The sequence below is a fragment of the Burkholderia pyrrocinia genome, assembly GCF_003330765.1.
GTDB lineage: Bacteria > Pseudomonadota > Gammaproteobacteria > Burkholderiales > Burkholderiaceae > Burkholderia > Burkholderia pyrrocinia_B.
Map to the genome: position 1 here is coordinate 1,545,734 of NZ_CP024903.1, position 25,593 is coordinate 1,571,326.

A 25,593-nucleotide genomic window follows, 5' to 3' on the forward strand; every position below is an offset into this window, starting at 1 on the left:
TAAACGGCAATCGCGCCGCTTACTTGAGGCTGCCGTGACAAATCGATGAAATATATGACGAAATACGCCGCCGGCCGTCAGCGCTTCGTCAGGAAGCGCCGCGGCCCGGCGACGGATCGGGCTACGCCCGCAGCGTCAGCCGCGGCGATTGCCCGTCATAGACGATGGCTCTGACGCGGATCGGGTTCAGTGGCCGACGCACCGGCCTGCGTGTCGCTGTCGAGATCGTCCTGCTGGCGCATCCGTTCGCGCAGGTGCCGGATCGCGAACACATGGATGTAGTCGTGCACGCGCGCGCCGGACGACAGCACGCGCACTTCGTCGTCGAGCATCGCACGCAACTGATCCGCGTCGATCGCGCGCTGTTCGGCGGCTTCCTTGAGTGAATCGAGCAAATTGTCCTTGGACATCGACGGACTCCTGACGGTCGAGGAACGAAAAGATGACGGTACTGGAAGCTTAAAGACTGGATGGCCGCGCGGCGTGCGATGCGCCGGCGCGTGTTTGCGCGCGATCAACGGCACGTTGCGTGCCGCCGTGCCGATCCGTTCCCGGATCGACCGCGCTTGGTTCGCGGCGCAAACTGCCCGCGAACGAGACTGGAAACCCTGCCACGCCACCCCGGCGCGCGGCACCGGCGACGGGCGAACGATGGAACGCCGCGCGACGCCGATGCAGTGGTGAACTTAGACCGGCCGAAATCATGCGTCAAGCGACGCCTTCCGCGCGCTGTCCATTCGTCGGAACGAACGCACCGGATCGCCGCCGAACCCGCCGATCGGCCGCCACGCGTGTCAGCGAATTCCGATACGGGCGCGCAATGCCTGACAACGACTTCAGCGCACGCCGCTTGGCAGCGCGCTAGCGCCACACGATACTGATGGCATGGACGAGACGTTCATGCCGGGTCATCGCCCAGCCGGCCATCGAGCCGGCATGCGGGGTCTGGCGCAGGAGACCAACCATGGAACATCGCAACTTCCCGGGCCGGGACGGCCAGCGGCGCGCGTCGTGCAACGCGCGCGCCTTGCCCGCCCGGGCTGTGTCGGCCGGCAACCGCCCGTCCGACGATCTCGACGCCTTGCTCGCGCTCGCACGCGAAACCGGGTTGCTCGTCATGCTCGACGGGCAGATCGGCCGCGAAAAGTACCAGAGCGTCTCGGGGTCGGTACTCGCGCTGCAACGGTTCGCCGCGGCACTCTGCGCGCGGGCCACGGCCGACGCGCCGGCCGTTTCGGAGCCTCGCCGCAAGGCGCGCCCCGGCTGGCCGCACGCGAACCGCCTGCGCAGCCGCACGTGCAGCGCGTGTGCACCGCTGCATGTCGTGCGCCAACGCCCGCGGGTACGCCGCGGCGCCGGCCGCGGGCACGACTTGCGGTCGATTCTTCGTTTCACCTGAATGCGCAGGCAGCCGGCACGGCACGGGGCCGTGCAATGGCTGCGCACCGCGAAACCGCCGCAGCGCCTGTCGCGTGTCGTGCATGGACGGTGGCGGCGCGCATGCTGCGACCCACACCGATGGCATCGGCGCGACCGCGCGCCATCACGCGCCGTTCCACACGGCAGCATGCACGACGATTCCAGCGAGGACAGAAAGACGGACGGGGCCAGAAACGCGAGTGGGGAAAGCGGACGGGGTGACTCGCACCCCGCCCGTCCTCCAAGGCAGCCGTCGGCTGCCTACCCTCGTGCCAGAGAGTTCTCGGTCGGATGACACGCCGTCCAATGCAGGGCGCGGCTCCGGAAAATGATGTGACGGCGGCGAACGCGCCGTCGATCGCCGCCGCCGGACGGGCCGTTTCGATGCTCGCGTTCCTACGTGGCTCTCATCGCGCAAGCACGACAGGCCGGCCGCGTCGCCGGATGTTCTGTCAATGTCTCACGCGATGCGTGCGCCGTTTCTGATGCAGGTCAACCCAAACCCGCTTCGATCGCGACACCGCGCCCTTCACTCGGCACCGCGCACGAGCAGCACCGGCACTTCCGCGAGGTGCGCAACGCGGCGCGCGACGCTGCCGATCAGCCAGGCGGCGATGCCGCGTCGGCCATGCGTGCCGACCACCAGCAGTTCGGCACGCCAGTGCACGGCGTCGCGCATCAGCGCATGGGCCACGTCGTCGCTGGTCGCGCGGGTTTCGACGACGCCGCGCTTGGTCGGGTTCCCGGTCGCGTGGAACAGCGAGCCGATCTTCGCCAGCGCATCCTCGCCTTCCGCGCGGTACGCATCCTCGAGCGCGCGCACCGGCACGATATCGGTCAGACGAACCGCTCGATCGATCACGTACGCCGCGTACAGCAACGTCGTCGGCGCCGCGAAGCCGAGTCCGACGCGCACCGCGTGCAGCGATGGCTCGCTGCCATCGACCGCGAACATCAACCGCTGCAACGTGCGGTCCGACGGCCGCGCATAGGCCGCCGGCACGATCAGCAGCGCGCAGCGCGCGCGCGTCGTCAGCGTGTCAGACATCGCGCCTTCGACAAGCCGCAACAGCCCGTGATGCGGATTTGCACCGACCACCAGCACGTCCGCGCGCCACGCCGACGTATCGTTCACCAGCGCGTCGGCGACCGTGCCGCCCGTGACCGACGTATCGACGATGGCCTGCTCGACCTCGATGCCGCTGTCGGCGAACAGCGCCGCGATCCGCTCGCTGGTGGTTTGCGCTTCGCGCATCATGTCCTCGCGCGCCGACGTCAGCAGCGCGTCGATGCGCGGGATGTCGGGCAGTACGAGGCGCGGGTTGTCGATTGCGCAGACGATGCGCAATCGCATGCCGGGACGCAGCAGCGTGCGCGCGTAGCGCGCGGCGGACAGCGATTCGGGCGTCGAATCGACGGCCAGCGCGATCCGCGCGAGCGTCGGGATGGACTGGGCAGGTTGCATGGCGAAGGCCTCCGTGCGTGCGCGTCGTCGCGCAACGACGACGGGAGCTTCGCGCGGAAGCGGCGCGCAGCGGCCGGACGGCCGCCGCGGTCGCAGGGATCGGCGCGTTGCCACGCGAAGCGCGGACAAGCGATTTGTTCAGCATAGGACGTCCGGCCCGCGCGCGCATGATCGCGATCAACGGTCGTGCAGGCCCCTGCCCGTGCCGATTACGATTTTGTCGGCACGGATGCCGCTGGGCGGTTCGCATAGAACAGCGCATACGCGATGCCGAGCAGCACGATCCACACCGGCCCGATCACGAGCGCGATGCGCGTGTCGGGCGTGCTCGCCATCAGTACGACGACCAGCACGAGAAACCCGAGCGCGACGAACGAACCGAGCGGATCGAACGGCACGCGGATCGGCAGGCGCGCGATCTTGTCGGCCGACAGCGTCCGGCGAAAACGCATCTGCGCGATCAGGATCACGCACCAGGTCCAGATCGCGCCGAAGGTCGACACCGACGTGAGCCACGTGAGTCGGTGGCCGGTTCGATGTCTTCCGCGTCAGGCTCTACGGCCGCTTCTTGAGTCGCTCCTTCACATCGCCGAATGACGCTTGAGTCTTGCCGACGACCTGTTCGGCCTTGCCCTTCAATCTGCTCGTTCGGTTTCCCACGATCTTGCCGACCACCTCCTTCAGCTTGCCCTTTGCTTCCTTGACGCGGCCTTTTACCTGATCTTTGTTCATCATAGTCTCCGAGAAACCCCGGCCTTCAGGCCGAGGAGGAAAGGAGACGGTTTTGACGTTGCTGCCGTACTCCTGTTGACGGTCACGTATGTGCCGATGGTACGGTGCGAGGCATGGATGTCAAACGTGCCTACCGATTCCGCTTCTACCCGACGCCCGAGCAGGCAGTGACGCTTGCCCGGACGTTTGGATGCGCGCGCTTCGCTTATAACCATATGCTTCGCCGACGCACGGAGGCGTGGTATCAGCGGCAGGAACGCATGGGTTATCACGAAACCTCCGCGGCGTTGACGGCGCTCAAGAAGACTGACGGGTACGCGTGGCTGAACGAAGTCAGTTCGGTGCCGGTGCAGCAGGCGCTACGCCATGTGCAAAGTGCGTTCGCCAACTTCTTTGCGAAGCGGGCGAAGTACCCGAACTTCAGGCGCAAGGATGGCCCGCAGTCGGCCGAATACACCGCGAGCGCTTTCAAGTGGGACGGCGTGACCCTCAAGCTGGCAAAGATGGCTGAGCCGCTGGCGATCCGCTGGGCGCGCACGATCCCGAAATTTGCGAAGGTGACGACGGTCACGGTGTCGAAAGACCCGGCCGGCCGATACCACGTATCGATGCTGTGCGACGACGTCGTGAGCGCGCGCCCGGCCGCCAAAGGAACGATCGGCATAGACCTCGGGTTGACACATTTCGCCATTCTTTCGACCGGCGAGAAGATTGCCGCGCCGAATACGTTCCGCAAGTACGAGGCCAAGCTCGCCAAACTGCAACGGCGGCTGGCGAAGAAGCAAAAGGGCTCGGCCAATCGTCGGAAGGCCAGGCTCAAGGTCGCACGCATGCACGCCAGGATGGCAGATGCCCGCAGGGACTTCCTGCACAAGCTTTCGACCCGGTTGACCAACGAAAACCAAGTGATCGCCATCGAAAGTCTGTCTGTCAGCAACATGCAGAAAAGCCGCAGCCTCGCGAAATCGATCAGCGATGCAAGCTGGTCGGAGTTCACTCGACAACTTGAGTACAAAGCGCAGTGATATGGGCGCACGCTGATCGGCATCGACCGCTGGTACCCATCCAGCAAACGATGCAGTGGCTGTGGGCATACCGTCGCCAGGATGCCGTTGAATGCCCGTGCATGGGACTGCCCTGAATGCGGGGCGATCCACGACCGCGATATCAACGCTGCGCGCAATGTGTTGGCCGCCGGGCTGGCGGTGTCAGCCCATGGAGAAAGCGTAAGTCCCATGTCTCGTTGAGATGATGTCGGGTTGCGTTCTGCGAAGTGGGAATCTTCTTTCTTTAGGGAGAGGAGCAGTCAAGACATTCCTCCTTGAAAATTGACGGACGCCCGAACTGTGGATGCGTGTCCGGCACGCTGCGCCGAATCGCGATGGAATGTCGGCGCAGGCACGGCGCTTGCGCTGGTTGAAGCGTTCGCGCTCGCGGACAGCGGACCGACGGCCAGCGTGACGGCCGAAGGCTTGAAGCTCGCCAGGCTCAGGTCGCTGTAACGGGTGCCCGAGGCACGGCAGGCTGTGTCCACTCATTGTCAATCTTGCGGAGGGAGCATGCACATTCTCACTAGCGCCGGCCCGCTGGTTTCGCTGATCGCCGGCATTCTCATCCTCGCGGTACCGCGCCTGCTGAATTACATCGTTGCTATCTACCTGATCATCATCGGGCTGCTCGGGCTGTTCGGCGGACACCTCCATTGAGCTGATATGACCGAAGTACTCCATCCGGACCAACCGGGCCGCCGCGGTCCATTTGCCGCCCGAGATATCGCCTTCGCGTCGCATCTCTCCTTGGTCGCCTCCACTGCGGACTGCTGCATGCCAGCCCAGCCAGGGGAAGCAACTTGCGGTCGCGCAATTCGCGTGCCGCGTTCGGCTCGAACCAGGTGGCGGAAGGACGGATTGCTCAACATACGTCCATCGTGGGCAACCCGGCGTGGACAATGCGCGCTCGGGAAACAATGCCGGGTTGTAACGGATGAGGAAACTGTCACTCGAGGCGAGTGCGCTCTCACCAGCTTCGGGCGTAGTGACTTCGTGGTGTACGCTTTTCGGACACTTTCCGTCAAAAACAGCGCCCGAGTGGTCACTTCGACAACGTCGCGCGCACCGTATATTCGCCCTCGAGCGCACCATGTTCGGAACGCACGAAATAGCGCGACGCATCGAGGTCCGCCGGCAGCGGCTCGACCGGGAAGCCATGCTTCTCCCACGCATCGAGGCCGCCCTTCAGCGCCCGGATGTTGTGGATCATCTTCTTGCGCTGCATCTTCGCAATGATCCGCTTCGCGGTCGCCTCGTTCGGGCACACGCAATAGACGACGATCGGCCGTTTCAGCACTTCCGGGTCGAGCAGGTCGGGCGAATCGAGATCGACCGGCACCGCGCCGGCGATGCGATACGGTTCGCGCTCGCGGATCGCGCGCGGCCGCGCGTCGAAGATCAGCGGCGGCTCGTCCGACGTCATCATCTCGACGAGCTGCGGCGGCGAGATGCGCACCTGGGCGAGATAGCGGCGGAACTGCACGCGGCGCACCCAGCGGTACAGCAGGAACGTGATGAAGATCGCGAGGAACGCGTCGAGGATCGTGCCGCCGCTCGCGCGCACCCAGAGCACGAACTGGACGATCTGGTCGTGAATGGCCGCGCCGCCGATCAGCCAGAACGCGGCCCACAGCGACGCGCCGGCCAGATCCCAGAACAGGAACACGCCGACGCCGATCGCGGTCGTGCCGAGCAGCGGCGCCGACACGAGGCCGAGGCCCGGCAGGAACTTGGACAGCACGAGCAGCGGCGCGCCGTATCTTTCGAATACATTACGCGCGAAGCGCAGCGTCGTGTCGAGCGACAGCGAGAAGCGCACGAGCCCGTTCAGCAGGCGCCGGCCGCGCGTGCGGCCCATGAAGAACCACAGCGAATCGGCGAGCATCGTCGCGCCGATCGCTGCCGCGAACATGCTGGCCCACGACGCCTGCCCCATTGCCGCCATCGTGCCGCCGAGAATCAGCATCGGCACGGCCGGCACCGGCACGCCGAGCTGCGTGATCAACACGCTCGCGAACACGGCCCATGGGCCGAGCGACGATGGAATAGCAATGGGAAAGTGCCACACGGCGGCGCTCCTGGAAGGCATGCGGGCCGTGCGACGGGGGCCGTCGGTACGGCTGTGCAACGGCCGCCGCGGCACGTCCGCAGCCGACCTTGTGCATGACGGGCATTCTAAACGGGTTTGGCCGCGATCGCGCTGAACACCCGCCATCGGTACGGCCTTCGGGTGGCGGCCTGCTCCGCCGTCGCGCTCACGCGTCCGGGCGTTGTGCGAGCTGTGCGACGTGTTCCGCGTAGTCGGGAAACGCGGCGGCCAGCGCGGCCGCGTCCGCCAGCTCGAATTCCGCGAACTCGAAGCCCGGCGCAACCGTGCAGCCGGCGAGCGCAACGTGTTCCGGCAACGCGCAGCGCGCGCCGAACCAGCACCCGGCCGGCACGACCGCCTGGAACACGGTGCCCGGATGCGTGAGCGGGTTGCCGAGCCGATGGATCGTCAGCCCGTCGCGCTCGTCGAGCACCCAAACTTCGATCGGATCGCCCGCGTAGAAATGCCAGACCTCGTCGGAGCGGATCCGGTGCCACGACGAATAGGCGCCGTCGCACAGCAGGTAGTAGATCGCGGTCGACGCGGCGCGCGGTGCGCCGTCGGCCGGACGCACGACCGAATCGGTCGCGCGGTAGGTTTCGCGGAAATAGCCGCCTTCGGGATGCGGCTGCAGATCGAACTGGCGAATCAGGTCGGTAGCGGAAATCGGCATGGCGGATGACGTCGATGAGGTAAGGAACCGGACATCCGGCGTACGGCCCCGTTCGTCGCGGATGCGACCGTGTGCAGCCGGATGACGCTGCGTCGATCGCCGCGGCCATGCGCGCGGCGAAGAAACGAACACCGGTCGATGCTGCCAGAACTGCGTGTCGGGATGCAACCGCGCACGTGCGATAGCGCACAGGCAGGCGCATCCGGGGCGCCCTCGCCGGACGAGGCGACGGAACCGACAGACGGACCCGCGCGGTGCGCCGATCAGCGCGTCGCGCGTTTCATCAAGCAGACATCGGGCGAATGCGCGCGGCAGTCTCCTGCCCGCAACCGCAATCGCGCATGCGTCAGTGCCGCGCCGCGTGCATCACGCGGCCGCGGGCGCGACCGGCTCGTCGTGCCGCACCAGCAGCACGGGCCGGTCGGCCGCACGCAGCAGCGATTCCGCCACGCTGCCGAGCAGCAGTCGGCGCAGACCGTGCCGGCCGCTCGTGCCCATCACGATCAGGTCGGCGTCGGCTTCGGCCGCCGTGCGCATCAGCACCGTGGCGACATCCTCGCCGTACGCGTCGAGCGCGCGCACGGTGCCCTGCACGTGCTGCTGCGCGAGCACCGCTTTCGCATCGTCGAGCACCGGCGTCGCGGCATCGGTCGCGGCCACATCGCCGTCGTGCGCGGCCGCGAAGCCCGCATCGACGTCGACGAGCTGCGGCCGATGCTCGACAACATACGCGCAGGTGACTACGCCGCCGGACGCCGCCGCGATCCGGATCGCCTCGTTCAGCGCGAGACGCGCGCTCGGGCTGCCGTCCAGCCCGACGAAAATCCGCTTGTACATGGTCCGTCCCTCCGACCGGGCACGCGTCGCGCAGTGCGCAACGGCGGCCCGTTACCGCAAGCCGGCCCGATGCCGGCTTGCCTGCCGAACAGTCTGCCCCACGTGCCGACGCGCCGGTTGATGCGCGTCAAGCGCGGCCGGCGCGCCCGCTGCTTCACGCCGTTTGCCGCATTTTCAGCTGACCCTATTACAAAAAACATGTAAAACGCGCACAATTTCATCTTGAAAATAGACGTTGCACGCAGCCGGTGCGAGTTTTGCCCGGTTTTGCCGCGCTGCCCAAGTGCCAAGTGCCGCGGGCGGCCCCGACAATAGAATGGCCATCGAATGACCGTCAGTGGAACCCCGACACGTGACGCCCGAGGGCCCACGCGCCTTCAGACCATGTTACGCCAGCCGCTCGCGGCCGGCGGCGTTGCGCTGCTCATCGGCGCGATGCTGTCGCTCGGCGTCGCGCTGCTGGTGCGCGAGCAGTGGCAAAGCGCTGTCCATACGCGCTTCGAACGCCGCACGACGCACGTGACCGCGATGCTGCGCCACGAGTTGCAGTCCGGCGTCGCCGTGCTCGAAGGCGCGCGCGGCGCGTTCAGCCTCGTCCCGGACATGACGCCCGAGCAATGGCGCCGATATGCGGAGACGCTCGATCTCGACAGCGGCCGCTCGCCGGTCCGGCAGATCGGCTATACGCCGCTGCCGCCCGCCACGCGCAGCGCCCTCGCCGCTGCGCAACCGATGCCGCTCGACCCGCTCGCGGCCGCGGCGCTCAGCGCGCCCCTATCGAGCTCGCCGGTCGTGCGCTTCGGCGCGTCCGACGCGGCGCCGCTGGCGCGCGCACTGCAGAGCGGCGACATCGCGCTCGGTGTCCACCCGGCCGACAACGATACCTCTCGCGACGCGCGCACCCTCACGCTGTTCCTGCCGGTGACCACCTCGCCGCATGCGGCCGCCACGCCGTCCGGCACGCGCGAAGCCGGCGCCGACGGGATGCTGTTCGCGGCGCTGAACCCGCGGCGCCTGGTCGAGCGTGCGCTCGACGCGGAACGCGGGATCGACCTGTGGCTGACCGCCGGCGGCGATCCGCGCGCGATCGTCAGCGTCGAGACGACGACCGACGAGGCATCGGCGTCGCCCGACCTGATGCGGCGCACCGACGAGCTCAATTTCGGCGGCACCGTGCTGACGCTCGCCTATTCCGCGGACGGCCGCCCGAGCGCGACCGGCGCGCAGCGCGCGGCCGGCACCGTGCTCGCCGCGGGGCTGATCGCGTCGTTCGCGTTCGCGGCGCTCGTCCATGCGCTGCTGCGCGGCCGGTCCGGCGCCGGCGCCGATGCCGATGCCGGCGCGAGCAGCCGCGGCATCCTCAACGAGGCGCGGATGATGGGCATCATCCGTTCGTCGATGGAAGCGATCATCACGATCGACGAGAAGCAGACGGTCGTGATCTTCAATCCGATGGCCGAGCAGGTGTTCGGCGTGTCCGCGATGGAGGCGATCGGCGCGCCGCTGTCGCGCTTCATCCCCGAGCGGTTTCGCGCCGCGCACGCGAAGCACGTCGACCAGTTCGGCGTGACGGGCGTTTCCGAGCGGCAGATGGGCCGCCAGCGCGTGCTGTTCGGGCTGCGCGCCAACGGCGAAGAATTCCCGATCGAGGCATCGATCTCGCAGATCCGCGACGCGTCGGGCAAGCTCTATACGGTGATGCTGCGCGACATCACCGAGCGGCAGCGTGCCGAGAACGCGCTGAAGCAGTCGCGCGAGGAGTTGCGCGAGCTGTCGGCGAACCTGCAGAACGTGCGCGAAGAAGAAAAAACGCGCATCGCGCGCGAACTGCACGACGACCTCGGCCAGCAGCTCACCGCGCTGAAGATGGACCTGTCGGTCGTCGAGCAGCAGTTGCGCGTGCCCGGCCGCGCCCAACCCGACGGGGACATGCAGTCGCACCTGCAGGGCATGCGGCGGCTGATCGACGCGACGGTCGCATCGGTGCGGCGCATCGCAGCCGACCTGCGGCCCGTGATGCTCGACGATCTCGGCCTCGTGCCCGCGATCGAATGGCTCGCGAACGATTTCACGAACCGCTACGGGATCGATGTCGAGCGTCGCATCGAAACGGGCGGCCTCACATTCACCAGCGCGGGCGCGACTACGCTGTTCCGCATCGTCCAGGAAGCGCTGACGAACGTCGCGCGCCATGCGGATGCGACGCGCGTCGCACTACGGCTCGACGTCGCTGAAGGCTTTTGCGTGCTGCGCGTCGCGGACAACGGCCGCGGCGCGGCGCCTGGCGGTCCTGCCCACGAGGACAAATCGTTCGGCCTGATCGGCATTCGCGAACGCGCACACATGCTGGGCGGCTCCGTGACGATCGACACCGCGCTCGCGCGCGGTTTCTCGATTACCGTCGCGTTTCCGCTCAGTACCGTCCAACAGGAAACGCTAATCACATGATCAAGGTGCTCATCGCCGACGACCATACGCTCGTACGCGACGGTCTGCGACATATCCTCCAGAACGCCACCGGATTCGAGGTGGCCGGCGAAGCCTGCGACGGCCCGTCGACGATCGCGCTCGTGCGCTCGACGCCCGCGCAGGTGCTCGTGCTCGACCTGTCGATGCCGGGCCGCAACGGCGTCGAACTGATCAAGCAGATCAAGGACGAGAAGCCCGCGCTGCGGGTGCTCGTGCTGACGATGCACGCGGAGCAGCAATACGCGGTGCGCGCGTTCCGCGCGGGCGCATCCGGCTATCTGACGAAGGAAAGCGCGAGCGCCGAGCTGGTCGGCGCGGTCACGAAGGTGGCGTCGGGCGGCGTCTACGTCAGCCTCGCGATGGCCGAGCAGTTCGCGCAGAGCCTGAACGAGCCGGCCGAGACGCTGCCTCACCAGCGGCTGTCCGACCGCGAATTCGACGTGTTCCGACGAATCGCCGCCGGACAGACGCTGACCGAGATCGCGCAGGCGCTGTGCGTGAGCGCGAAGACGGTCAGCACCTACAAGACGCGGATCCTGGAAAAGATGCAGATGCCGCACGAGGCGGCGCTGGTGCGTTACGCGATGCGGCACAAGCTGCTCGACGAAACGGACGACGTCTAGCCGCGGACGGCGGGCTCGGCCGGCCGAGCCGGCGCATGACGTTTACTTGGCGGGCACCGGGCACGCGAGGTCACCTTCCTCGCAGGACAGATAGCCCTTCAGCGTTTCGGTGCGCGCTTTCGTCAGATCGTCGAGGCAGGTCGACACGACCATCGGATACACGCTGCCGCCCTCGGCGTTCGCGCTGGAGAAACTGCATTCGGCATCGCGATACGCGATCCACGCGCGCTGCGCATTCACGAGTCTGTCGGCAAGCGGCCGCGCATCGCGCAGGCGCGCGGTGACGGCCTGGTAGGTCCGGTTCAGCTCCCCATCGGATTTCTTGTACGCGCGATCGGCACATGCCGTCATCGCTGCCTGATCCTTCGCATCCGCACAATTCGCCTGCGCATGGGCGAGGTTCGCTGCCAGCGCCAGCGAGCACAGCAGACCGGTCAAGACACGCATGGATGCTCCTTGTTGTTCGTTGAGGTCGTGGAACCCGGTGCCGGGCTTGCCCCGCTGCCGCGCACCGGTCGCCGTGCCGCGGCGACACCGTCCGCGATGCTAGCGCACGCGGGTTCGATTGTCAGCCGGCATGCTGCGCACGCGACGGCTTGCATATCGGCCCCGCGCACCTACACTGGAAAATCGATACGCCGCTTCAGGCCCCTATCGCATCCATCCCGTCTCGTTTCCGCGCAATCCCCAGCGCATTTCGCGTTCGCGCCGCCGAGCGGGCGTGACGTCTTGTCAGCCGGTTTCCTCCGCCCAGTGCAACGCGCAATCGCCGTCGCTCCCTGGAGGACATCATGAGTTATCACCTGGAAGGCCGTCTGCTCGAGGTCTGCAACTGTCGCGTACTGTGCCCGTGCTGGATCGGCGAGGATCCGGATTTCGGCGTCTGCGACACCATCGTCGCATGGCATGTCGACAAGGGCACCGTCGACGGCGTCGACGTCGGCGGCAATACGATCGCCGCGGTGTGCCGAGTGCCTGGCAACATCCTGGAAGGCAACTGGACGGCTGCGATCTACATCAGCGACACGGCATCCGAAGCGCAGGAGCAGGCGCTGCTCGAAGTCTACACGGGCAAGGCCGGCGGCCCGATCGCCGAGCTCGCGAAACTGATCGGCACGGTCGTATCGATCGAGCGTGCGCCGATCACCTTCGATGTCGTCGGCGCACGCGGCACGCTGTCGATCGGCACCGACTATCACGCGGAACTCGAGCCGTATCTCGGCCCGAGCGGCGCGCAGACGACGCTGGCCGACACCGTGTTCTCGACGGTGCCCGGCGCGCCGGTGTTCGTCGGCAAGGCGCCGGTCTATCGGTCGAAGAATGCTGCGATCGGGATCGACGTCGATCTGAAGAATCACAACGCGTTGCAGAGCACGTTCCTGTTCGACGCGTGAAGCGCGATCGCACGGAAACGACCATGGCCGCATCGCTGCATCGGCGCCTGTTTCCGCTCGTGCTCGCGAGCCTCGTCGCGTTCGCGTGGATCACGCTGTGGGCGTGGACGCGCAGTCCGTACGGGCGTTATCTCGAGCACGGCAACGACGCCTCGTCCGCACCGTTCAGCACGCTTTGCCGCGCGCTGCCGGGCGGCGCGCTGTGGCTGCCGGCCGCGTTCGATGCGGCCGCCTGGGTGCTGATGATCCTCGCGATGATGCTGCCGACGACGCTGTCGCTGTTCGACGCGTTCGCGCGCGTCGTGGCGAGCCGCCCCGACCAGACGCGCCTGCTCGTGCTCGTCGGCGTCGGCTACGTCGCCGCGTGGAGCGGCTTCGGCCTCGTTGCGCACGGCCTGCATACGCTGTTGCTGGCGGGCATCGCGCACGTGCCTTCGCTCGCGTGGCGCGGCTGGCTGATCGGCGCGGCCGTGTTCGCGCTCGCCGGCGCATTCCAGTTCAGCGGGCTGAAGGCGCACTGCCTTGACCGTTGCCGCACGCCCTTCGGCTTCGTGATCAGCCGCTGGCGCGGTCGCACGCCGTTGCGCAACGCATTTGCGCTGGGCGCAAGTCACGGGCTCTTCTGCGTCGGGTGCTGCTGGGCGCTGATGCTGCTGATGTTCGTCGTCGGCGCCGGCAGCCTCGGCTGGATGCTGTCGCTCGCGGCGCTGATGGCCATCGAAAAGAATGCCGTGTGGGGGCGGCAACTTACCGCGCCGCTCGGCGCCGCGCTGTTCGGCGCGGCCGTGCTGATCGTCGCCGGCCACGCGTGAGGCCCGCGATGCGCCCGCCCGCCTCCGCATTCACGCTGCACATGCGGCCCGGCGTGCGGGTCGCCGCGCTGACGTCGGTCGCGATGCTCGCGTTCGCGTCGAATTCACTGCTGTGCCGACTCGCGCTGCAGGCCGGACGGATCGACGCGGCCAGCTTCGGCAGCCTGCGCCTCGTGTCGGGCGCGCTGATGCTCGCGATCGTCGCGCGCGCGGGTGCGCGCCGGCCGGCCCCGCCTGCGGACTGGCCCGCGGCGGCGATGCTGTTCGCGTATGTCGTGTGTTTCTCGTTCGCGTATCTGACCGTCAGTGCCGCGACCGGCGCGCTGATCCTGTTCGGCGCCGTGCAACTGACGATGTTCGCGGCAGGATGGCGTGCCGGCGAACGGATCGCCCCCGCGGGCTGGGCCGGGTTCGGCGCCGCGCTCGGCGGGCTGCTGTATCTCGTGTCGCCGGGGCTCGCGGCGCCGACACCGAGCGGCGCCGCGCTGATGACGGCCGCCGGCGTTGCATGGGGAATCTATTCGATACGCGGCCGTCGGCCAGCCGATCCGGTCGCGGCGACCGCCGGCAACTTCCTGCGTGCCGCGCCGCTGGCACTTGCGTTGAGCGTCGCGCTCGCCGCCCGCATTCACCTGACGCCGGCCGGCGTCGTGCTCGCCGTGCTTTCCGGTGCGGTGACGTCGGGCATCGGCTACGTGATCTGGTATGCCGCGCTGCGGCACCTCACGGCGATGCGCGCCGCGGCGGTCCAATTGTCCGTGCCGCCGATCGCGGCGTTCGGCGCCGTGCTGCTCCTGTCGGAACAGCCCACCTGGCGGCTCGCGTTCGCATCGACCGCCATCCTCGGTGGTGTCGCGGCCGTGCTCGCGACCCGCGCCCGCCACGCAGGCAAAGCGCCTTGACGCGGATCGGGAGCAACACGCTCGCGCCGGCTCATTCGTACGGGCGCAAATGAAAAACCCGTACACGGACACCGTGCACGGGTTTTGCGGAAGCCGGCAAACCGGGCGCCCTTGCAGGCGCCGGCTGGCTTAGTGACCGAAGAACACCGACGAACGATCGGTTGCGGCGGCCGGCACGACCACGCGCTGGCCCGACTGCGACGTCGCGGCGGCGTTCGCGCCGTAGCCCGTTGCGTCAGCCTGCGCGCCGGTGTGCTGCGCGGCGGCGATCTTTGCCTGTGCGGCCTGGATGTTTTCCGGGTAGTTCATCCAGTCGTTCGGGTTGTAGCCGGCCTTTTCGAGCTGGACCAGTTCGGCGCGCACTTGCGCGCGCGTCAGCGGCTGCTGGTTCGATTGGGCGAACGAGACGATCGGTGCGGCCACCAGGGCGGCCAGTGCAACTGCCTTGATCAGCGATTTCATGATGCGTTACCTCCAGAATTTTTTGTCAGGCGCTTCGGACTCGGGGTCGTTGCGCATGAGTAGAAGTCTAGGGGGCTCGGCCATCAGGGTAAATACTTAAATCGCAAATTCACTGTTGACGGAAACCGTACAATCGCACGGGAATAAGCCAATTCATCAGATGATTATCGGCATTCATGCACCGAATACTGCGAAACGGCAGCCGACGCGCGTCAGCGCGGGTGGTCGGCGTCCGCCAACGCCATCAGCCTGTCGAACAGCAGCGCCTTGAGGCGGACCAGCTCGTCGACGCCGGTTTCGCCGAACGCCGCGTGATGGAGCGTCAGCGCCGGCCCCGCCGGATCGGCATGCACGGCCCGCACCGTGGCGTCGAGCGCCAGCAGCTCGACGCGGCCGCCCGCCGCGTACGGAAGCTGCACGCGCAACGGCTCGCCGATTGCGGCGATCGTCCGGTCGACGGCAATCGACAGCCCGCTCAGGCTGATGTCGTGCACCATCCCGATGCCTTCCGCACCCTCCGCTCCGCCCGCGCAGCAGGCCGCGATCCGCACCGGCACGCGCGGCTCCGCGCGCGTGCGCAGCCGGTCGACGAAGCCGGGCGGCGACAGGATCATGAACGGCGCGGCGCCCGACACCTGCACCGATTCGACCGTCGCCCCGAAACGGGACACCGCGGCACGGCCGATCGCCACCGCTTCGACGTCGTCACCGCGCGCGAAGTCGAGCACGGCCGCCGGCAGCGGCTCGACGAACAGCGCACCCGACGCGGCGACGCCGATCAGCCGGCAGCGCTGCAGCGCGCGGGTCGTGCCGACCCGGCGGCGGATGCCGATCGAAGCGCCGGCCGACAACCCCATGCGCGTGGCGGGCGGCGCCGCGCCGTGCACGCGCGGATCGGCTTCGGCGTCATCGCGTCGGCGCACGGGCCGGAAATGGTCGAACAGGAAAGCATGCTGCGCGGCATCGCGCAGCGTCGTGCCGGCCGGCAGCAGCGCGGCGCCATCGGCATCGTAGAGATCGAAGCCGAGCGGAACGCCCGCGGAGAGATCGTCGCGCGCGAGCGCGACGTAGTCGGTAGGAAGCAGCATCGGAGAAGCGCGGAGCGACCGCGCGAGCTGTCGTGACAACGTAATTACGGCAGCATCGCGTGAAATCTGAACGGCTTCGTTACTGCGAGCCGTCGGTCGTGTCGGGAGCGACCGGCGCGGGCGGCTGGGCCGGTGTGGCCGACGATGCTGCGGACGGCGCGGCGCCGATGCCCGCGCTGCCTCCGCTCGTCGTACTGGCGCCCGGCGCCGCCGGCTGCGCCGGCAGGGGTTGCGATGCGCCCGGCGACAGCGCGGCGGCTGACGCGGCGACTTCGGACGCTGGGATCCATTCCTCGACGATGCCGCCGGACGCCGCTTCGGGCGCCGATGCCGCCGACGCGACCGATGCCGCGCCTTCGTCGGCCTCGGGCTGACGCTCCACCCGCTGCGTCCTGACGGGCGCGGGCGCCTTCTTCGGCTCGGGCCTGAACCACGTATCGAACAGGTCCGTCACGCGCTCGCGCATCGACGCGACCCAGCCGGGCGACGGCTCGGTATCGAATTTCGCCTTCGTGTCGACGATCCGGGCACGCTGCGCGCGCTGGAAGAAATCGCCGACGATCGGCAGCGCGCTGTGCGCGCCCTGCCCCCAGTAATCGCTGCGCAGCGTCACGCGGCCGTCGTCGAAACCGACCCACGCACCGGCGACGAGGCCGGGCTGCATCAGGATGAACCAGCCGTCCGCGTTGTCCTGCGTCGTGCCCGTCTTGCCGGCCACGTCGCCGCGAATCCCGAAGCGCGTGCGGATGCTGCCGCCCGTGCCGCGCGTCACGACATCGCGCATCACGTCGAGCAGCGTCTTGTCGGTTTCGGCGTCGAGCGCGCGCTCGGGCGGCGCCGGCGCGTATTCGGCGAGCACGTCGCCCTGGCGGTTCTCGATGCGCGTCACCATCTGCGGTTCGACATACAGCCCACCGTTCGCGATGGTCGCGTACGACGCGACCATTTCCTTCAGCGTGACCGGGCTCGTGCCGAGCGCGAGCGACGGCACGCGTTCGAGCGGGCTTTCGCGCACGCCCATGTCGCGCGCGAGCCGCGCGACGGTCGTGGGCCCGACCTTCTCCATCACCTGCGCGGTGATGCGGTTGCGCGACAGCGCAACCGCATCGCGCAGCGTCATCGGCTTGTCCGTAGGCGGCACGTCATCGTTCGGCCGCCAGATCTCGCCGCCCTTCAACGGAATCTCGATCGGCTGGTCGATGAACGTGTCGTCCGGCTTCATCCCGTTCGCGAACGCGACGCCATAGACGAACGGCTTGAACGTCGAGCCCGGCTGGCGCCGCGCCTGCGCGACATGATCGAACGGCTCGTTGGTAAAGTCGCGGCTGCCGACCCATGCGCGGATCTGCCCGTCGCGCGGATCGATCGCGAGGAAGCCGGCCTGCACGTCGGTCTTCGTCTTGCACAGCGCGCGCATGAAACCACGATCGGCCGCGAGCAGCTTCATCGCGGCGGCATCGTCCTTGCCTGCGTCCTGCGCGGCCTTGTACTCGGGCGACTCGCGCATGAAGGTGCGGAACACCTCGTTGTCGGTGCCGCAGCCGTCACGACCGCTCCACGCGTTGTTCGCGATGCCCTGCAGCTGATTGCCCTGCAGCGCGAGCGCCTGCGTCGCCATCTGCTGCAGCCGCGAATCGATCGTCGTGCGCACGATCAGCCCATCCGAGTAGATGTTGTAGTCGTTGCGGTCGGCCCACGCGATCAGCCATTTGCGCAACTGCTGCGCGAAATGCGGCGCCGGCCCCGGCGGCTCTTTCTGCCGCTCGAAATCGATGCGCAGCGGCCGGCGCTGCCATTGTGCGAACTGCGCCGGCGACAGCTTGCCGTACTTCACCATCTGGCCGAGCACCGTGTTGCGCCGCTGCAGCGCGCGCTCGGGATTCAGCACCGGGTTGTAGTAGCTGTTGCCCTTCAGCATCCCGACGAGCGTCGCGCTGTCGAGCACGTCGAGCTCGTCGGCCGACTTGTCGAAATAGGTGCGCGCGGCCATCTCGACGCCGTACGCGTTGTACAGGAACGGCACCGTGTTCAGGTAGGTCTCGAGGATCTGGTCCTTGCTGTAGACGGCCTCGATCTTCAGCGCGGTGATCGCCTCCTTCACCTTGCGCGTGAGCGTCGGCGCGCGGCCGATCTCGTCCGGATACAGGTTGCGCGCGAGCTGCTGCGTGATCGTCGAGCCGCCCTGGCGGTTGCCCGAGAACGTATGAAGCGCGGCCGACGCCGTGCGCTTCCAGTCGAGGCCGTGATGCTCGTAGAAGCGATGATCCTCGGTCGCGATCAGCGCGTCGACCATATGCGGCGAGATCTGCTTGAGCGGCACCCACTCGCGGTTCGACGGCTTGAATTCGGCCAGCAGCTTGCCGTCGGCGGACAGCACCTGCGCGGGCTGGTCGACCCGCGCCTTGCGGATATCGCCGATGCCCGGCGTGAACGGGATGAGCACGACCACGTAGAGCACGAACAGCGACGGCACGGCGGCAGCCGTGAGCAGCACGCCGCGACGCGTCGGATGACGGAGATGGTGCCACGCGACGGCGGCGAAAGGCTTGACCCTCGCGACGGCGGCAGCCGCGACGGGTTGGGCGCGCGCGACCCATCTGGCACAAAAATCACGCACTGACGACACGTTTCGGCGATTCACGCGGGTGGGGGTTCGGCTGAAAAGGGTGCATCGTACCAAAACTCGCGCGGCCCGCCGGCCCGCGGCGGCATTGCGCCTGCGCCCACCGCACGGCTTCGCGGCCGTTCACACGCAAAAAAGGCGCGCGCCCCGCAACGGGAACGACGCGCCAAGCCTGGTACCACAACCGGGTAGCCGCGCGACGGCGGCCGATCGGCGCCACGACTCAGCGCACGAGAAAACCGTAGGTCAGCGGATCGCGCTCGTCGACGATCCAGTTCGCGAACCCGCAGATATGCGCGCTGCCCTCCACTTCCGGGATCACGGCCGGGATGTCGCCGACCGTCGTCTCGCGCAGCACGCGCCCCTTGAAGATCGTGCCGACGATCGATTCGTTGACGAGCGTGTCGCCGGCCGCGAGCAGCCCGCGCTGGTACAACTGCGCAACGCGCCCGCCGGTGCCGGAGCCGGTCGGCGAGCGGTCGACCTCGCGATCCGCGAACACGCAGCAGTTCGCCTGCGTCGAGCCCGGATGGCGCGGCGCGTTGGCGATGATCGTGCCGTAGATATGGTTGATTTCCGGAATATCGGGATGCACGACCGGATACTTCGCGTTCGCCGCGGCCTTCACTTCTGCGCCGAAGCGAATCAGCTTCTCGACCGCCGACTCACGCACCGGCAGGTCGAACGGTGCGCCGTCGACGTAGAAGTAGAACGCGCCGCCATACGCGATGTCGCCGGTCACGGTACCGAACGACGGCGTCTCGACCGACACGTCGCGCCGCCAGATGAACGACGGCACGTTGACGAAGCGCACGGGCCCTGCATGCTCGCCGTCCCACTTGACGAAGGCCTCGATGAAGCCGCATGGCGCGTCGATGCCGACCCGCGTTTCCGGAGCCGTGCGCTGCACCCAGCCGAGCTCGACCGCCGCGGTCGACAGCGCGATCACGCCATGCCCGCAATGGTCGCTGTAGCCTTCGTTGTGCACGAAGATCACGCCGAAATCGGCGTTCGGCGACACGGGCTCGGTCAGGTAGCCGCCGTACATGTCGGCGTGGCCGCGCGGTTCGAACATCAGCGCGCGGCGGATTTCGTCGGCGTTCTCCTTGAGCCACGCGCGGCGCTGGACGATCGTGTCGCCGGGCAGGCGCGGCAGCCCGCTCGTGACGATGCGGAACGCTTCTCCGCCCGTATGGACTTCGACGGTGGAAAGGGATCGGGAAATTTTCATGGGCGAACGAATGCGTGGAAACGAAGGACGGCGGTCGGGCCGCCGTCCGGTGGCAGGCCGGCCGGTTATTTCGCGTACGGCTCCGGCAGGCCGTTGCGGATCACGTAGACGCTCGTCGGCGCGCCCTTCAGGTCGCCCTTCGCGTCGAACGAATAGGTGCCCGCGACGCCCGCATAGTTCGATTTCGCGAGCTGCGCGATCAGCTTCGCCTTGTCGGTGGTCGTGCCGGCCTTGACCATCGCGTCGGCGAGCAGCTTCACGCCGTCGTAGTAGTTGACGCCGTAGACCTGCGTATCCGTGTGATAGGCGTCGTGGTACTTTTTCAGGAATTCGCGCCCGGCCGGCGTCTTTTCGAGCGCGACGCCGCCCTGCGCGCAGTAGACGATCGACGCCGCTTCGCCCGCGACCTTGCCCATGTCGGCCGAGCAGATGCCGTCGCCGCCGAGCAGCTTCGCGCGCAGCCCGCGCTGCTTCATCTGCTTGGCCATCGGCGCGCCTTGCGCCGCATAGCCGCCGAGGAAGATCACGTCGGGGTTGCTGGCCTTGATCTTGGTGAGAATGCCGAGGAAATCGGTGGCCGACGAACTCGTGTATTCCTGGTCGACGATCTTGATCCCGTTCGCCTTCGCGACGTTCGAGAACTGCTCGGCGACGCCCTGCCCGTACGCAGTGCGATCGTCGATCACGGCGGCGGTCTTCGCGTTCAGCGTCTTCGCGGCGAACGTGGCCATCGTGCCGCCGAGCTGTTCGTCGCTCGCGCCGATCCGGAAGATGTTCTTGAAGCCCTGCCGCGTGAGCGCCGGATTCGACGCGACCGGCAGCATCGGCACGCCGGCGTTCGCATACACACGCGACGCCGGGATCGCGACGCCCGAGTTGTACGGCCCGAGCACCGCGACGACACCCTTGTCGACGAGGTTCTGCGCAACCTGCACGCCGGCCTTCGGGTCGGCCTGGTCGTCGTCGGAAACCAGTTTGAACGTGACCGTCTTGCCGGCGACCTTCACGCCGGCCTTGTTGAGCTCGTCGATGGCGAGCCGCGCGCCGTTTTCATTGTCCTTGCCGTTCGCGGCCTGCGGGCCGGTCAGCGGCGCCGAATGGCCGATCATCACGACTTCCTGCGCGTGCGCGGAAGTCAGCGCGCCGGCGGCAACAGCCACCGAGAGCGCGGTAACGAGGTGTCGCATGATGTCTCCTGATTGGTTTTGTGTGAAACCAATGTAGGATACGCGTGGTCACATCGCAAGCAATTTCAAAATAATTTTCAGGGTTCTGGTCAACTTTCATACCAGAACGACGCCGCGCCCGTCACTTCGGCGCGATGTCGCGCCGCACGCGGCGGATGTGCTGCTCGACATAGAACGCCGCCGCGTCGGCGTCGCCCGACACGATCGCCTCGTAGATCAGCCGGTGCTCGGACACGTAGAGCCGGACCCGGCCCGCATCGTAGATGCCGTCGTCCTTCAGCCGCTTCCACAGCGGCTGGTCCATCGTCTTCGCGACTTCGTCCGCGATCTTCACCATCAGCGCGTCGCCGGTCATCAGCGCGAGCTGCCGGTGGAACAGCCGGTCGCTCTCGTTCCACAGCGCGCGCTGGTGCGGATCGTCGACGTCGGTGATGGTTTCCATCTGCGCGAGATAGCGCTCGGCGCCGGGGTCGGCGCGGCCGTGCGCGGCCGCGAGGCGCGCGATCGCGGGCTCCAGGATCAGCCGCACGTCGAGCGTCGACGTCGGGCTGAAGTCGGCCTCGGACGCCGCGCGCAGGTCGCCGCGCTGCGTAAGCACGTCGAGCGGCGACGCGACGACATAGGTGCCCGAATTGCGCTTCGTGAACACGAGCCCTTCGTTCTGCAGCGCACCGAGCGCTTCGCGCACGGCCGGCCGGCCGACCTGGAACAGGCCCGCGAGCTCGCGCTCGGACGGCAGCCGCGACTCGGCCGCATAGCGCCCCGCGCGGATCTCGTCGCGGATCTTCTCGGCAACCTGCTCGTAGATCTGCAGCGGCCTGAAACCGCCTTCGAGTGATTCGGGACGCGCGGACATCATCGTTTGGCTCCTGCCCGATCACGGGCGTGAATCTGGAATGGGTTCGCACTATACCGGAGCGGCTCGGACATCGAGCCACGGCGCTCCTTCTGGACAGATATTAGAACCAAAATCGGCGAGGCGCTTTATTTTTTGGGTTGCTGGTACGCCAACAAGTGGTATAGATTTGATCCACACTGCCCTGTATCGCGGTATCCGGCAGCCCGTGGCGGGCGCGTCATGCGCCCGTCGTCCACGCTCACCGACGCATACGACGTACACGATGACCGCCCTTTCCCGGATTCCTGTTTTCGATGCGGCCGACACGGCCGCGCTGCTCGACTACCCGGCGCTGCTCGCCACGCTCAGGCAAGCCGTCGCCGACTATGCGGCGGGCGAGATCGTCAGCCCCGAGCGCCTGGTCGTGCCGCTGCAGGCCGGCGGCGTGATGCTGTCGATGCCGTCGAGCGCGCGCGACCTCGCGACCCACAAGCTCGTGAACGTGTGCCCCGGCAACGGCGCCCGCGGGCTGCCGACGATACTCGGCCAGGTAACCGCGTACGACGCGACCACGGGCGAGATGCGCTTCGTGCTCGACGGCCCGACGGTCACCGGCCGCCGCACGGCGGCCATCACGGCGCTCGGCATCCAGGCGTTGCATGGCGCCGCGCCGCACGACATCCTGCTGATCGGCACCGGCAAGCAGGCGGCCAATCACGCGGAAGCGCTCGCGGCGATCTTTCCGGACGCACGTCTTCACGTGCGCGGCACCCGCGCCGACGGCACGGCCGCATTCTGCGCCGCGCAGCGCGCGCATGCGCCGCGGCTCGCGCCGCTCGACGGCGACGCGATTCCCTATGCGATCGATGTCGTCGTCACGCTGACGACGAGCCGTACGCCCGTCTACCGCGAAGCCGCGCGCGAAGGCCGGCTCGTGGTCGGCGTCGGCGCGTTCACCGCGGACGCGGCCGAGATCGATGCGAACACGGTGCATGGCAGCCGGCTCGTGGTCGACGATCCGGCCGGCGCGCGCCACGAGGCCGGCGACCTGATCGTCGCGCAGGTCGACTGGCGGGACGTCGCATCGCTCGCCGACGTGCTGAATGGCACATTCGCCCGCAGCGGGCCGCTGCTGTTCAAGAGCGTCGGCTGTGCCGCGTGGGATCTGGCCGCGTGCCGCACCGCACGCGATGCACTGGAAGCGCGCCAGGCCGGCTGATCCGGCGGCGAAGCCCGCCGGCCGCGTTGCGGCATCGCAATATCGGGACCGCTCCGGCGCTTTCCCGTACGCGCTGTAGGAAACGCCCTACACCGCGTCGTAGCGGCCTACACAAACTTCCAATTCGGCCGATTTCATTTTCGGCGGCGCAACACGATACTGCCGGCATGAATGCCAGCCTTTCACCCGCCGCGCTCCGGGTGTTCCTCGTCGATCACGCCGTCGCCGTCCGGCAGCGGATCGCGCTGCTCGTCGGCGCGATCCGCGGCGTCGCCGTCGTGGGCGAAGCGGAAGACGGCCAGGACGCGTGGACGCATATTCGCAGCAGCCAGGCGGACGTGGTGATCGTCGACCTGCGGCTCGCGGACGGCAGCGGCCTCGACCTGATCGGGATGCTGTCGAAGGCCGCGCCGCGCATCGTCACGATCGTGCTGACGAATCACTCGGCACCGGCATTCAGAGAGGCATGCGCGACGGCCGGAGCCGACTACTTCTTCGACAAGACCGCCGAATTCGACGCCGCATGCCATGTCATCGAATCCCTGGTGCACGCTCGCGCGCACCGCCCCTGACGAGCCGGAGCGACTCATGTCCACCGCCACCGCCTGCGCCGCCGACGTACCCGTTGCGCCCCGGCCGATGATCCCGCTTCGAGCGGTCGCGCGCGCCGACGCCGCCAAGCATCCCGCCGCGCGCTGCTCGGTCTGCGCGATGCGCTCGATGTGCCTGCCGCCGCACCTGACGGCGGCCGAGTACGGCCGCCTCGACGCGATCATCTGCACGACCCGGCAGGTTCGCCAGGGCGACGCGCTGTTCCGCACCGACGATCCGTTCCAGAGCATCTATGCGGTGCGCGCGGGTTCGTTCAAGACGGTGATGATGCATCGCGACGGCCGCGAGCACGTGACGGGCTTCCAGATTCCCGGCGAAACGCTCGGGATGGACGGTATCGGCGGCGGCCAGCACTGCTGCGACGCGATCGCGCTGGAAGACAGCGTCGTGTGCATCATCCCGTTCGGCGCGCTCGAAGCGGCGTGCCGCGAAATGAAGCCGATGCAGCATTTCCTCTACCAGATGCTGAGTAGCGAGATCGTCCGCGAATCGAGCCAGATGCTGCTGCTCGGCACGATGTCGGCCGAACAGCGCGTCGCGCATTTCCTGCTGAACCTGTCGTCGCGCTTCGAGGCGCGCGGCTATTCGGCGACGGAATTCAACTTGCGGATGACGCGCGAGGAAATCGGCTGCTATCTCGGGATGAAGCTCGAAACCGTCAGCCGGATGTTCTCGCGGTTCCATCGCGACGCGTTGGTCGACACGCGCGGCAAGCGCGTGCGCATCATCGACGCGCAAGCGCTCGCGCGAGTCTGACGCACAACGCCGCATGGCGCGCGCGGCGTGGCGCGCCATGCGTCACTGCGCCGTGCCACTGGCCGCTGCGTCGCGCAGCGCCACCCTTTCACCGCCCGCCTGCCACGCGATCAGCGCCTGTTCTGCCTGCGCGAATGCGCGGCGCAGCGCGTCGTCCATGTTGTCGCCGACACACGGCGGCAGCGGCCTGAGCGCCGCGTCGTGCATCACCAGCTCGAGCCGCACGCCATACAGGCGTACGCCATCGGCCGCAGCGCGCGATTCGATTTCGAGGTGGCAGCCGCTGATCAACCCGCGGAACCGTTCGAGCCGTACCAGCTGCACGCCGGCTTCGGCTTCCACCGCGGCGGAACCCGTGAATCCGAGGCAGGCGATCTGCATGCCCACGCCCATGTCGTCTCTCCTGACGGGGCCGCCCGCTCGTCGACCGCCTTGCTCGCGCCGCCCGCACCTAAATGCGGCGGCACGCGTTTCCCGTGGCGCGGCGCGGATTCTCAGATCGCTGCCCGGCCGATAGTCCGCCCGCGCCTTCGTCGGCACGGGATCGTTCATACATTGAATATCTGCGACGTCTTCATCTCGATCCACGTCATTCCGGCCCGCAGCCCTTCGATCATCGCCTCGCGCTCGGTCGGATACGCATGGCTGTGCTCGAACGTGTGATGAAAGCGCGCGGCGCCGCTGCCGTGCTCGACCGACACGCGGCAGCGGAACTCGCCCGATTCGCATGGGCGCGTCTCGACTTCGACCGACCAGTCGCGTTCGTGAATGTTGCCTTGCAGTGTCATGCGCCCTCCTGCGGTATCAGTCTTCGAGCCGGAAGTGGCCGCTGTGCAACAGCACCGGCCGGCCGCCGATTTCCTCGAGCATCCGTCGTGCCATCGCCTCGATCGCCGGCCGGTGCGCGTCGAACGCGACCAGCAGGTCGCGCTCCAGCAGCGACGGTGCGCCGAAATGGTCTTCCAGCGCCTCGGCCGTGATCGCGCACTGCACGCAACGTCCGTCGACCAGCGCCGAAAACGCGACGACCAGGTCGCGCGCGCAATATTCGGGCGGCTCCGGCGGGAAGACGATCTGCATCTGTTCGCCTGTCATCATCGTGATGGCTCCATG

29 protein-coding genes and 1 pseudogene are annotated in these 25,593 nt (G+C 67.8%); 13 read left to right on the forward strand and 17 right to left on the reverse strand.

The annotated features are described in order from the left end of the window. Positions 1-155: 155 nt before the first annotated feature. Positions 156-410, reverse strand: coding sequence for a DUF3562 domain-containing protein (locus tag CUJ89_RS24535; RefSeq protein ID WP_114179981.1), 255 nt, complete (start codon positions 408-410; stop codon positions 156-158). On the opposite strand from CUJ89_RS24535, the gene CUJ89_RS37830 reads away from it, so the two are divergent. Then, positions 403-684 (forward strand): hypothetical protein, encoded by a 282-nt coding sequence (locus CUJ89_RS37830; protein ID WP_152036663.1) that lies wholly within the window; start codon positions 403-405, stop codon positions 682-684. The two genes, CUJ89_RS24535 and CUJ89_RS37830, sit on opposite strands and share 8 nt — an antisense overlap. A gap of 280 nt (positions 685-964) precedes the next feature. After that, positions 965-1,399, forward strand: a complete 435-nt coding sequence (locus tag CUJ89_RS24540; RefSeq protein WP_114179982.1) for a hypothetical protein — start codon at positions 965-967, stop codon at positions 1,397-1,399. Positions 1,400-1,948: 549 nt separating this feature from the next. On the opposite strand, the gene CUJ89_RS24545 is transcribed toward CUJ89_RS24540, so the two are convergent. The 3 genes and pseudogenes from CUJ89_RS24545 to CUJ89_RS24555 all read right to left on the reverse strand — a co-directional run bounded on the left by CUJ89_RS24545 (position 1,949) and on the right by CUJ89_RS24555 (position 3,616). Then, on the reverse strand, positions 1,949-2,884 hold the full coding sequence (locus CUJ89_RS24545) for a universal stress protein (RefSeq protein ID WP_114179983.1): 936 nt from the start codon (positions 2,882-2,884) through the stop codon (positions 1,949-1,951). 209 nt (positions 2,885-3,093) lie between these two features. Continuing rightward, positions 3,094-3,411, reverse strand: a pseudogene (locus CUJ89_RS24550) (amino acid permease); the annotation flags it as partial. A gap of 28 nt (positions 3,412-3,439) precedes the next feature. Continuing rightward, positions 3,440-3,616 (reverse strand): CsbD family protein, encoded by a 177-nt coding sequence (locus tag CUJ89_RS24555; RefSeq protein ID WP_114181539.1) that lies wholly within the window; start codon positions 3,614-3,616, stop codon positions 3,440-3,442. Between the two features lie 113 nt (positions 3,617-3,729). On the opposite strand from CUJ89_RS24555, the gene CUJ89_RS24560 reads away from it, so the two are divergent. From CUJ89_RS24560 to CUJ89_RS24565, 3 genes are all read left to right on the forward strand, one after another. Further along, positions 3,730-4,641: a transposase gene (locus tag CUJ89_RS24560; RefSeq protein ID WP_236655073.1), complete on the forward strand. Its 912-nt coding sequence runs from the start codon at positions 3,730-3,732 to the stop codon at positions 4,639-4,641. A gap of 21 nt (positions 4,642-4,662) precedes the next feature. Beyond that, positions 4,663-4,863, forward strand: coding sequence for a transposase (locus CUJ89_RS38615; RefSeq protein WP_236655089.1), 201 nt, complete (start codon positions 4,663-4,665; stop codon positions 4,861-4,863). A gap of 312 nt (positions 4,864-5,175) precedes the next feature. Beyond that, on the forward strand, positions 5,176-5,322 hold the full coding sequence (locus tag CUJ89_RS24565) for a DUF3096 domain-containing protein (RefSeq protein WP_114179984.1): 147 nt from the start codon (positions 5,176-5,178) through the stop codon (positions 5,320-5,322). Positions 5,323-5,707: 385 nt separating this feature from the next. Here CUJ89_RS24565 and CUJ89_RS24570 read toward each other — a convergent pair whose 3' ends face one another. From CUJ89_RS24570 to CUJ89_RS24580, 3 genes are all read right to left on the reverse strand, one after another. Then, entirely contained in the window at positions 5,708-6,733 is a 1,026-nt protein-coding gene (locus CUJ89_RS24570) for a DedA family protein/thiosulfate sulfurtransferase GlpE (RefSeq protein ID WP_114179985.1), read from the reverse strand. Between the two features lie 187 nt (positions 6,734-6,920). Then, on the reverse strand, positions 6,921-7,427 hold the full coding sequence (locus CUJ89_RS24575; protein WP_114179986.1) for a cupin domain-containing protein: 507 nt from the start codon (positions 7,425-7,427) through the stop codon (positions 6,921-6,923). 366 nt (positions 7,428-7,793) lie between these two features. Then, a complete protein-coding gene (locus tag CUJ89_RS24580) occupies positions 7,794-8,264 on the reverse strand; it encodes a universal stress protein (protein WP_114179987.1) in 471 nt (156 codons plus the stop codon). Positions 8,265-8,591: 327 nt separating this feature from the next. Between CUJ89_RS24580 and CUJ89_RS24585 the strand changes: the two genes are divergently transcribed. Both CUJ89_RS24585 and CUJ89_RS24590 read left to right on the forward strand, forming a co-directional pair. Further along, a complete protein-coding gene (locus tag CUJ89_RS24585; protein ID WP_114179988.1) occupies positions 8,592-10,712 on the forward strand; it encodes a PAS domain S-box protein in 2,121 nt (706 codons plus the stop codon). Then, the gene (locus CUJ89_RS24590) at positions 10,709-11,356 is read left to right on the forward strand and encodes a response regulator transcription factor (protein ID WP_006755659.1); all 648 of its coding nucleotides are present in this window, start codon (positions 10,709-10,711) and stop codon (positions 11,354-11,356) included. Before CUJ89_RS24585 ends, CUJ89_RS24590 begins: the two co-directional genes overlap by 4 nt. Positions 11,357-11,398: 42 nt before the next feature. Here the strand turns inward: CUJ89_RS24590 and CUJ89_RS24595 are convergent, their stop codons facing one another. Then, positions 11,399-11,803, reverse strand: a complete 405-nt coding sequence (locus tag CUJ89_RS24595; RefSeq protein WP_114179989.1) for a lysozyme inhibitor LprI family protein — start codon at positions 11,801-11,803, stop codon at positions 11,399-11,401. A gap of 344 nt (positions 11,804-12,147) precedes the next feature. Here CUJ89_RS24595 and CUJ89_RS24600 point away from each other — a divergent pair, with 344 nt between their 5' ends. The 3 genes from CUJ89_RS24600 to CUJ89_RS24610 are packed head-to-tail and all read left to right on the forward strand — an operon-like array spanning position 12,148 to position 14,464. Next, positions 12,148-12,750 (forward strand): DUF1326 domain-containing protein, encoded by a 603-nt coding sequence (locus CUJ89_RS24600; RefSeq protein WP_114179990.1) that lies wholly within the window; start codon positions 12,148-12,150, stop codon positions 12,748-12,750. A gap of 23 nt (positions 12,751-12,773) precedes the next feature. After that, positions 12,774-13,562: a DUF2182 domain-containing protein gene (locus CUJ89_RS24605; RefSeq protein ID WP_114181540.1), complete on the forward strand. Its 789-nt coding sequence runs from the start codon at positions 12,774-12,776 to the stop codon at positions 13,560-13,562. A gap of 8 nt (positions 13,563-13,570) precedes the next feature. Further along, positions 13,571-14,464: a DMT family transporter gene (locus tag CUJ89_RS24610; protein WP_114179991.1), complete on the forward strand. Its 894-nt coding sequence runs from the start codon at positions 13,571-13,573 to the stop codon at positions 14,462-14,464. Positions 14,465-14,593: 129 nt separating this feature from the next. Here CUJ89_RS24610 and CUJ89_RS24615 read toward each other — a convergent pair whose 3' ends face one another. The 6 genes from CUJ89_RS24615 to CUJ89_RS24640 form a co-directional block, all read right to left on the reverse strand. Next, the gene (locus CUJ89_RS24615; protein ID WP_114179992.1) at positions 14,594-14,926 is read right to left on the reverse strand and encodes a DUF4148 domain-containing protein; all 333 of its coding nucleotides are present in this window, start codon (positions 14,924-14,926) and stop codon (positions 14,594-14,596) included. 212 nt (positions 14,927-15,138) lie between these two features. After that, entirely contained in the window at positions 15,139-16,014 is an 876-nt protein-coding gene (locus CUJ89_RS24620) for a PilZ domain-containing protein (RefSeq protein ID WP_114179993.1), read from the reverse strand. Between the two features lie 79 nt (positions 16,015-16,093). Then, positions 16,094-18,640, reverse strand: a complete 2,547-nt coding sequence (locus CUJ89_RS24625; protein ID WP_114179994.1) for a penicillin-binding protein 1A — start codon at positions 18,638-18,640, stop codon at positions 16,094-16,096. A gap of 220 nt (positions 18,641-18,860) precedes the next feature. Next, the gene (gene lhpH, locus CUJ89_RS24630) at positions 18,861-19,868 is read right to left on the reverse strand and encodes a trans-3-hydroxy-L-proline dehydratase (protein ID WP_114179995.1); all 1,008 of its coding nucleotides are present in this window, start codon (positions 19,866-19,868) and stop codon (positions 18,861-18,863) included. 65 nt (positions 19,869-19,933) lie between these two features. Beyond that, positions 19,934-21,055 carry a branched-chain amino acid ABC transporter substrate-binding protein gene (locus tag CUJ89_RS24635; RefSeq protein ID WP_114179996.1) on the reverse strand — a complete coding sequence of 374 codons (1,122 nt, stop codon included), beginning with the start codon at positions 21,053-21,055 and terminating at the stop codon, positions 19,934-19,936. 121 nt (positions 21,056-21,176) lie between these two features. Beyond that, on the reverse strand, positions 21,177-21,914 hold the full coding sequence (locus CUJ89_RS24640; RefSeq protein WP_114179997.1) for a FadR/GntR family transcriptional regulator: 738 nt from the start codon (positions 21,912-21,914) through the stop codon (positions 21,177-21,179). A gap of 262 nt (positions 21,915-22,176) precedes the next feature. Here CUJ89_RS24640 and lhpI point away from each other — a divergent pair, with 262 nt between their 5' ends. The 3 genes from lhpI (at position 22,177) to CUJ89_RS24655 (ending at position 24,480) form a co-directional block, all read left to right on the forward strand. After that, positions 22,177-23,112, forward strand: coding sequence for a bifunctional Delta(1)-pyrroline-2-carboxylate/Delta(1)-piperideine-2-carboxylate reductase (gene lhpI / locus CUJ89_RS24645; protein ID WP_114179998.1), 936 nt, complete (start codon positions 22,177-22,179; stop codon positions 23,110-23,112). A 167-nt stretch (positions 23,113-23,279) separates the two neighbouring features. Next, a complete protein-coding gene (locus CUJ89_RS24650) occupies positions 23,280-23,684 on the forward strand; it encodes a response regulator transcription factor (protein WP_114179999.1) in 405 nt (134 codons plus the stop codon). Positions 23,685-23,700: 16 nt separating this feature from the next. Further along, entirely contained in the window at positions 23,701-24,480 is a 780-nt protein-coding gene (locus CUJ89_RS24655; RefSeq protein ID WP_114180000.1) for a helix-turn-helix domain-containing protein, read from the forward strand. A 42-nt stretch (positions 24,481-24,522) separates the two neighbouring features. Here CUJ89_RS24655 and CUJ89_RS24660 read toward each other — a convergent pair whose 3' ends face one another. The 3 genes from CUJ89_RS24660 to CUJ89_RS24670 form a co-directional block, all read right to left on the reverse strand. Further along, positions 24,523-24,873 (reverse strand): metal ABC transporter ATPase, encoded by a 351-nt coding sequence (locus CUJ89_RS24660; protein WP_114180001.1) that lies wholly within the window; start codon positions 24,871-24,873, stop codon positions 24,523-24,525. 155 nt (positions 24,874-25,028) lie between these two features. After that, on the reverse strand, positions 25,029-25,268 hold the full coding sequence (locus CUJ89_RS24665) for a UDP-glucose 4-epimerase (RefSeq protein WP_114180002.1): 240 nt from the start codon (positions 25,266-25,268) through the stop codon (positions 25,029-25,031). A gap of 16 nt (positions 25,269-25,284) precedes the next feature. After that, positions 25,285-25,575 carry a DUF1488 domain-containing protein gene (locus tag CUJ89_RS24670; protein WP_114181541.1) on the reverse strand — a complete coding sequence of 97 codons (291 nt, stop codon included), beginning with the start codon at positions 25,573-25,575 and terminating at the stop codon, positions 25,285-25,287. Positions 25,576-25,593 lie beyond the last annotated feature (18 nt).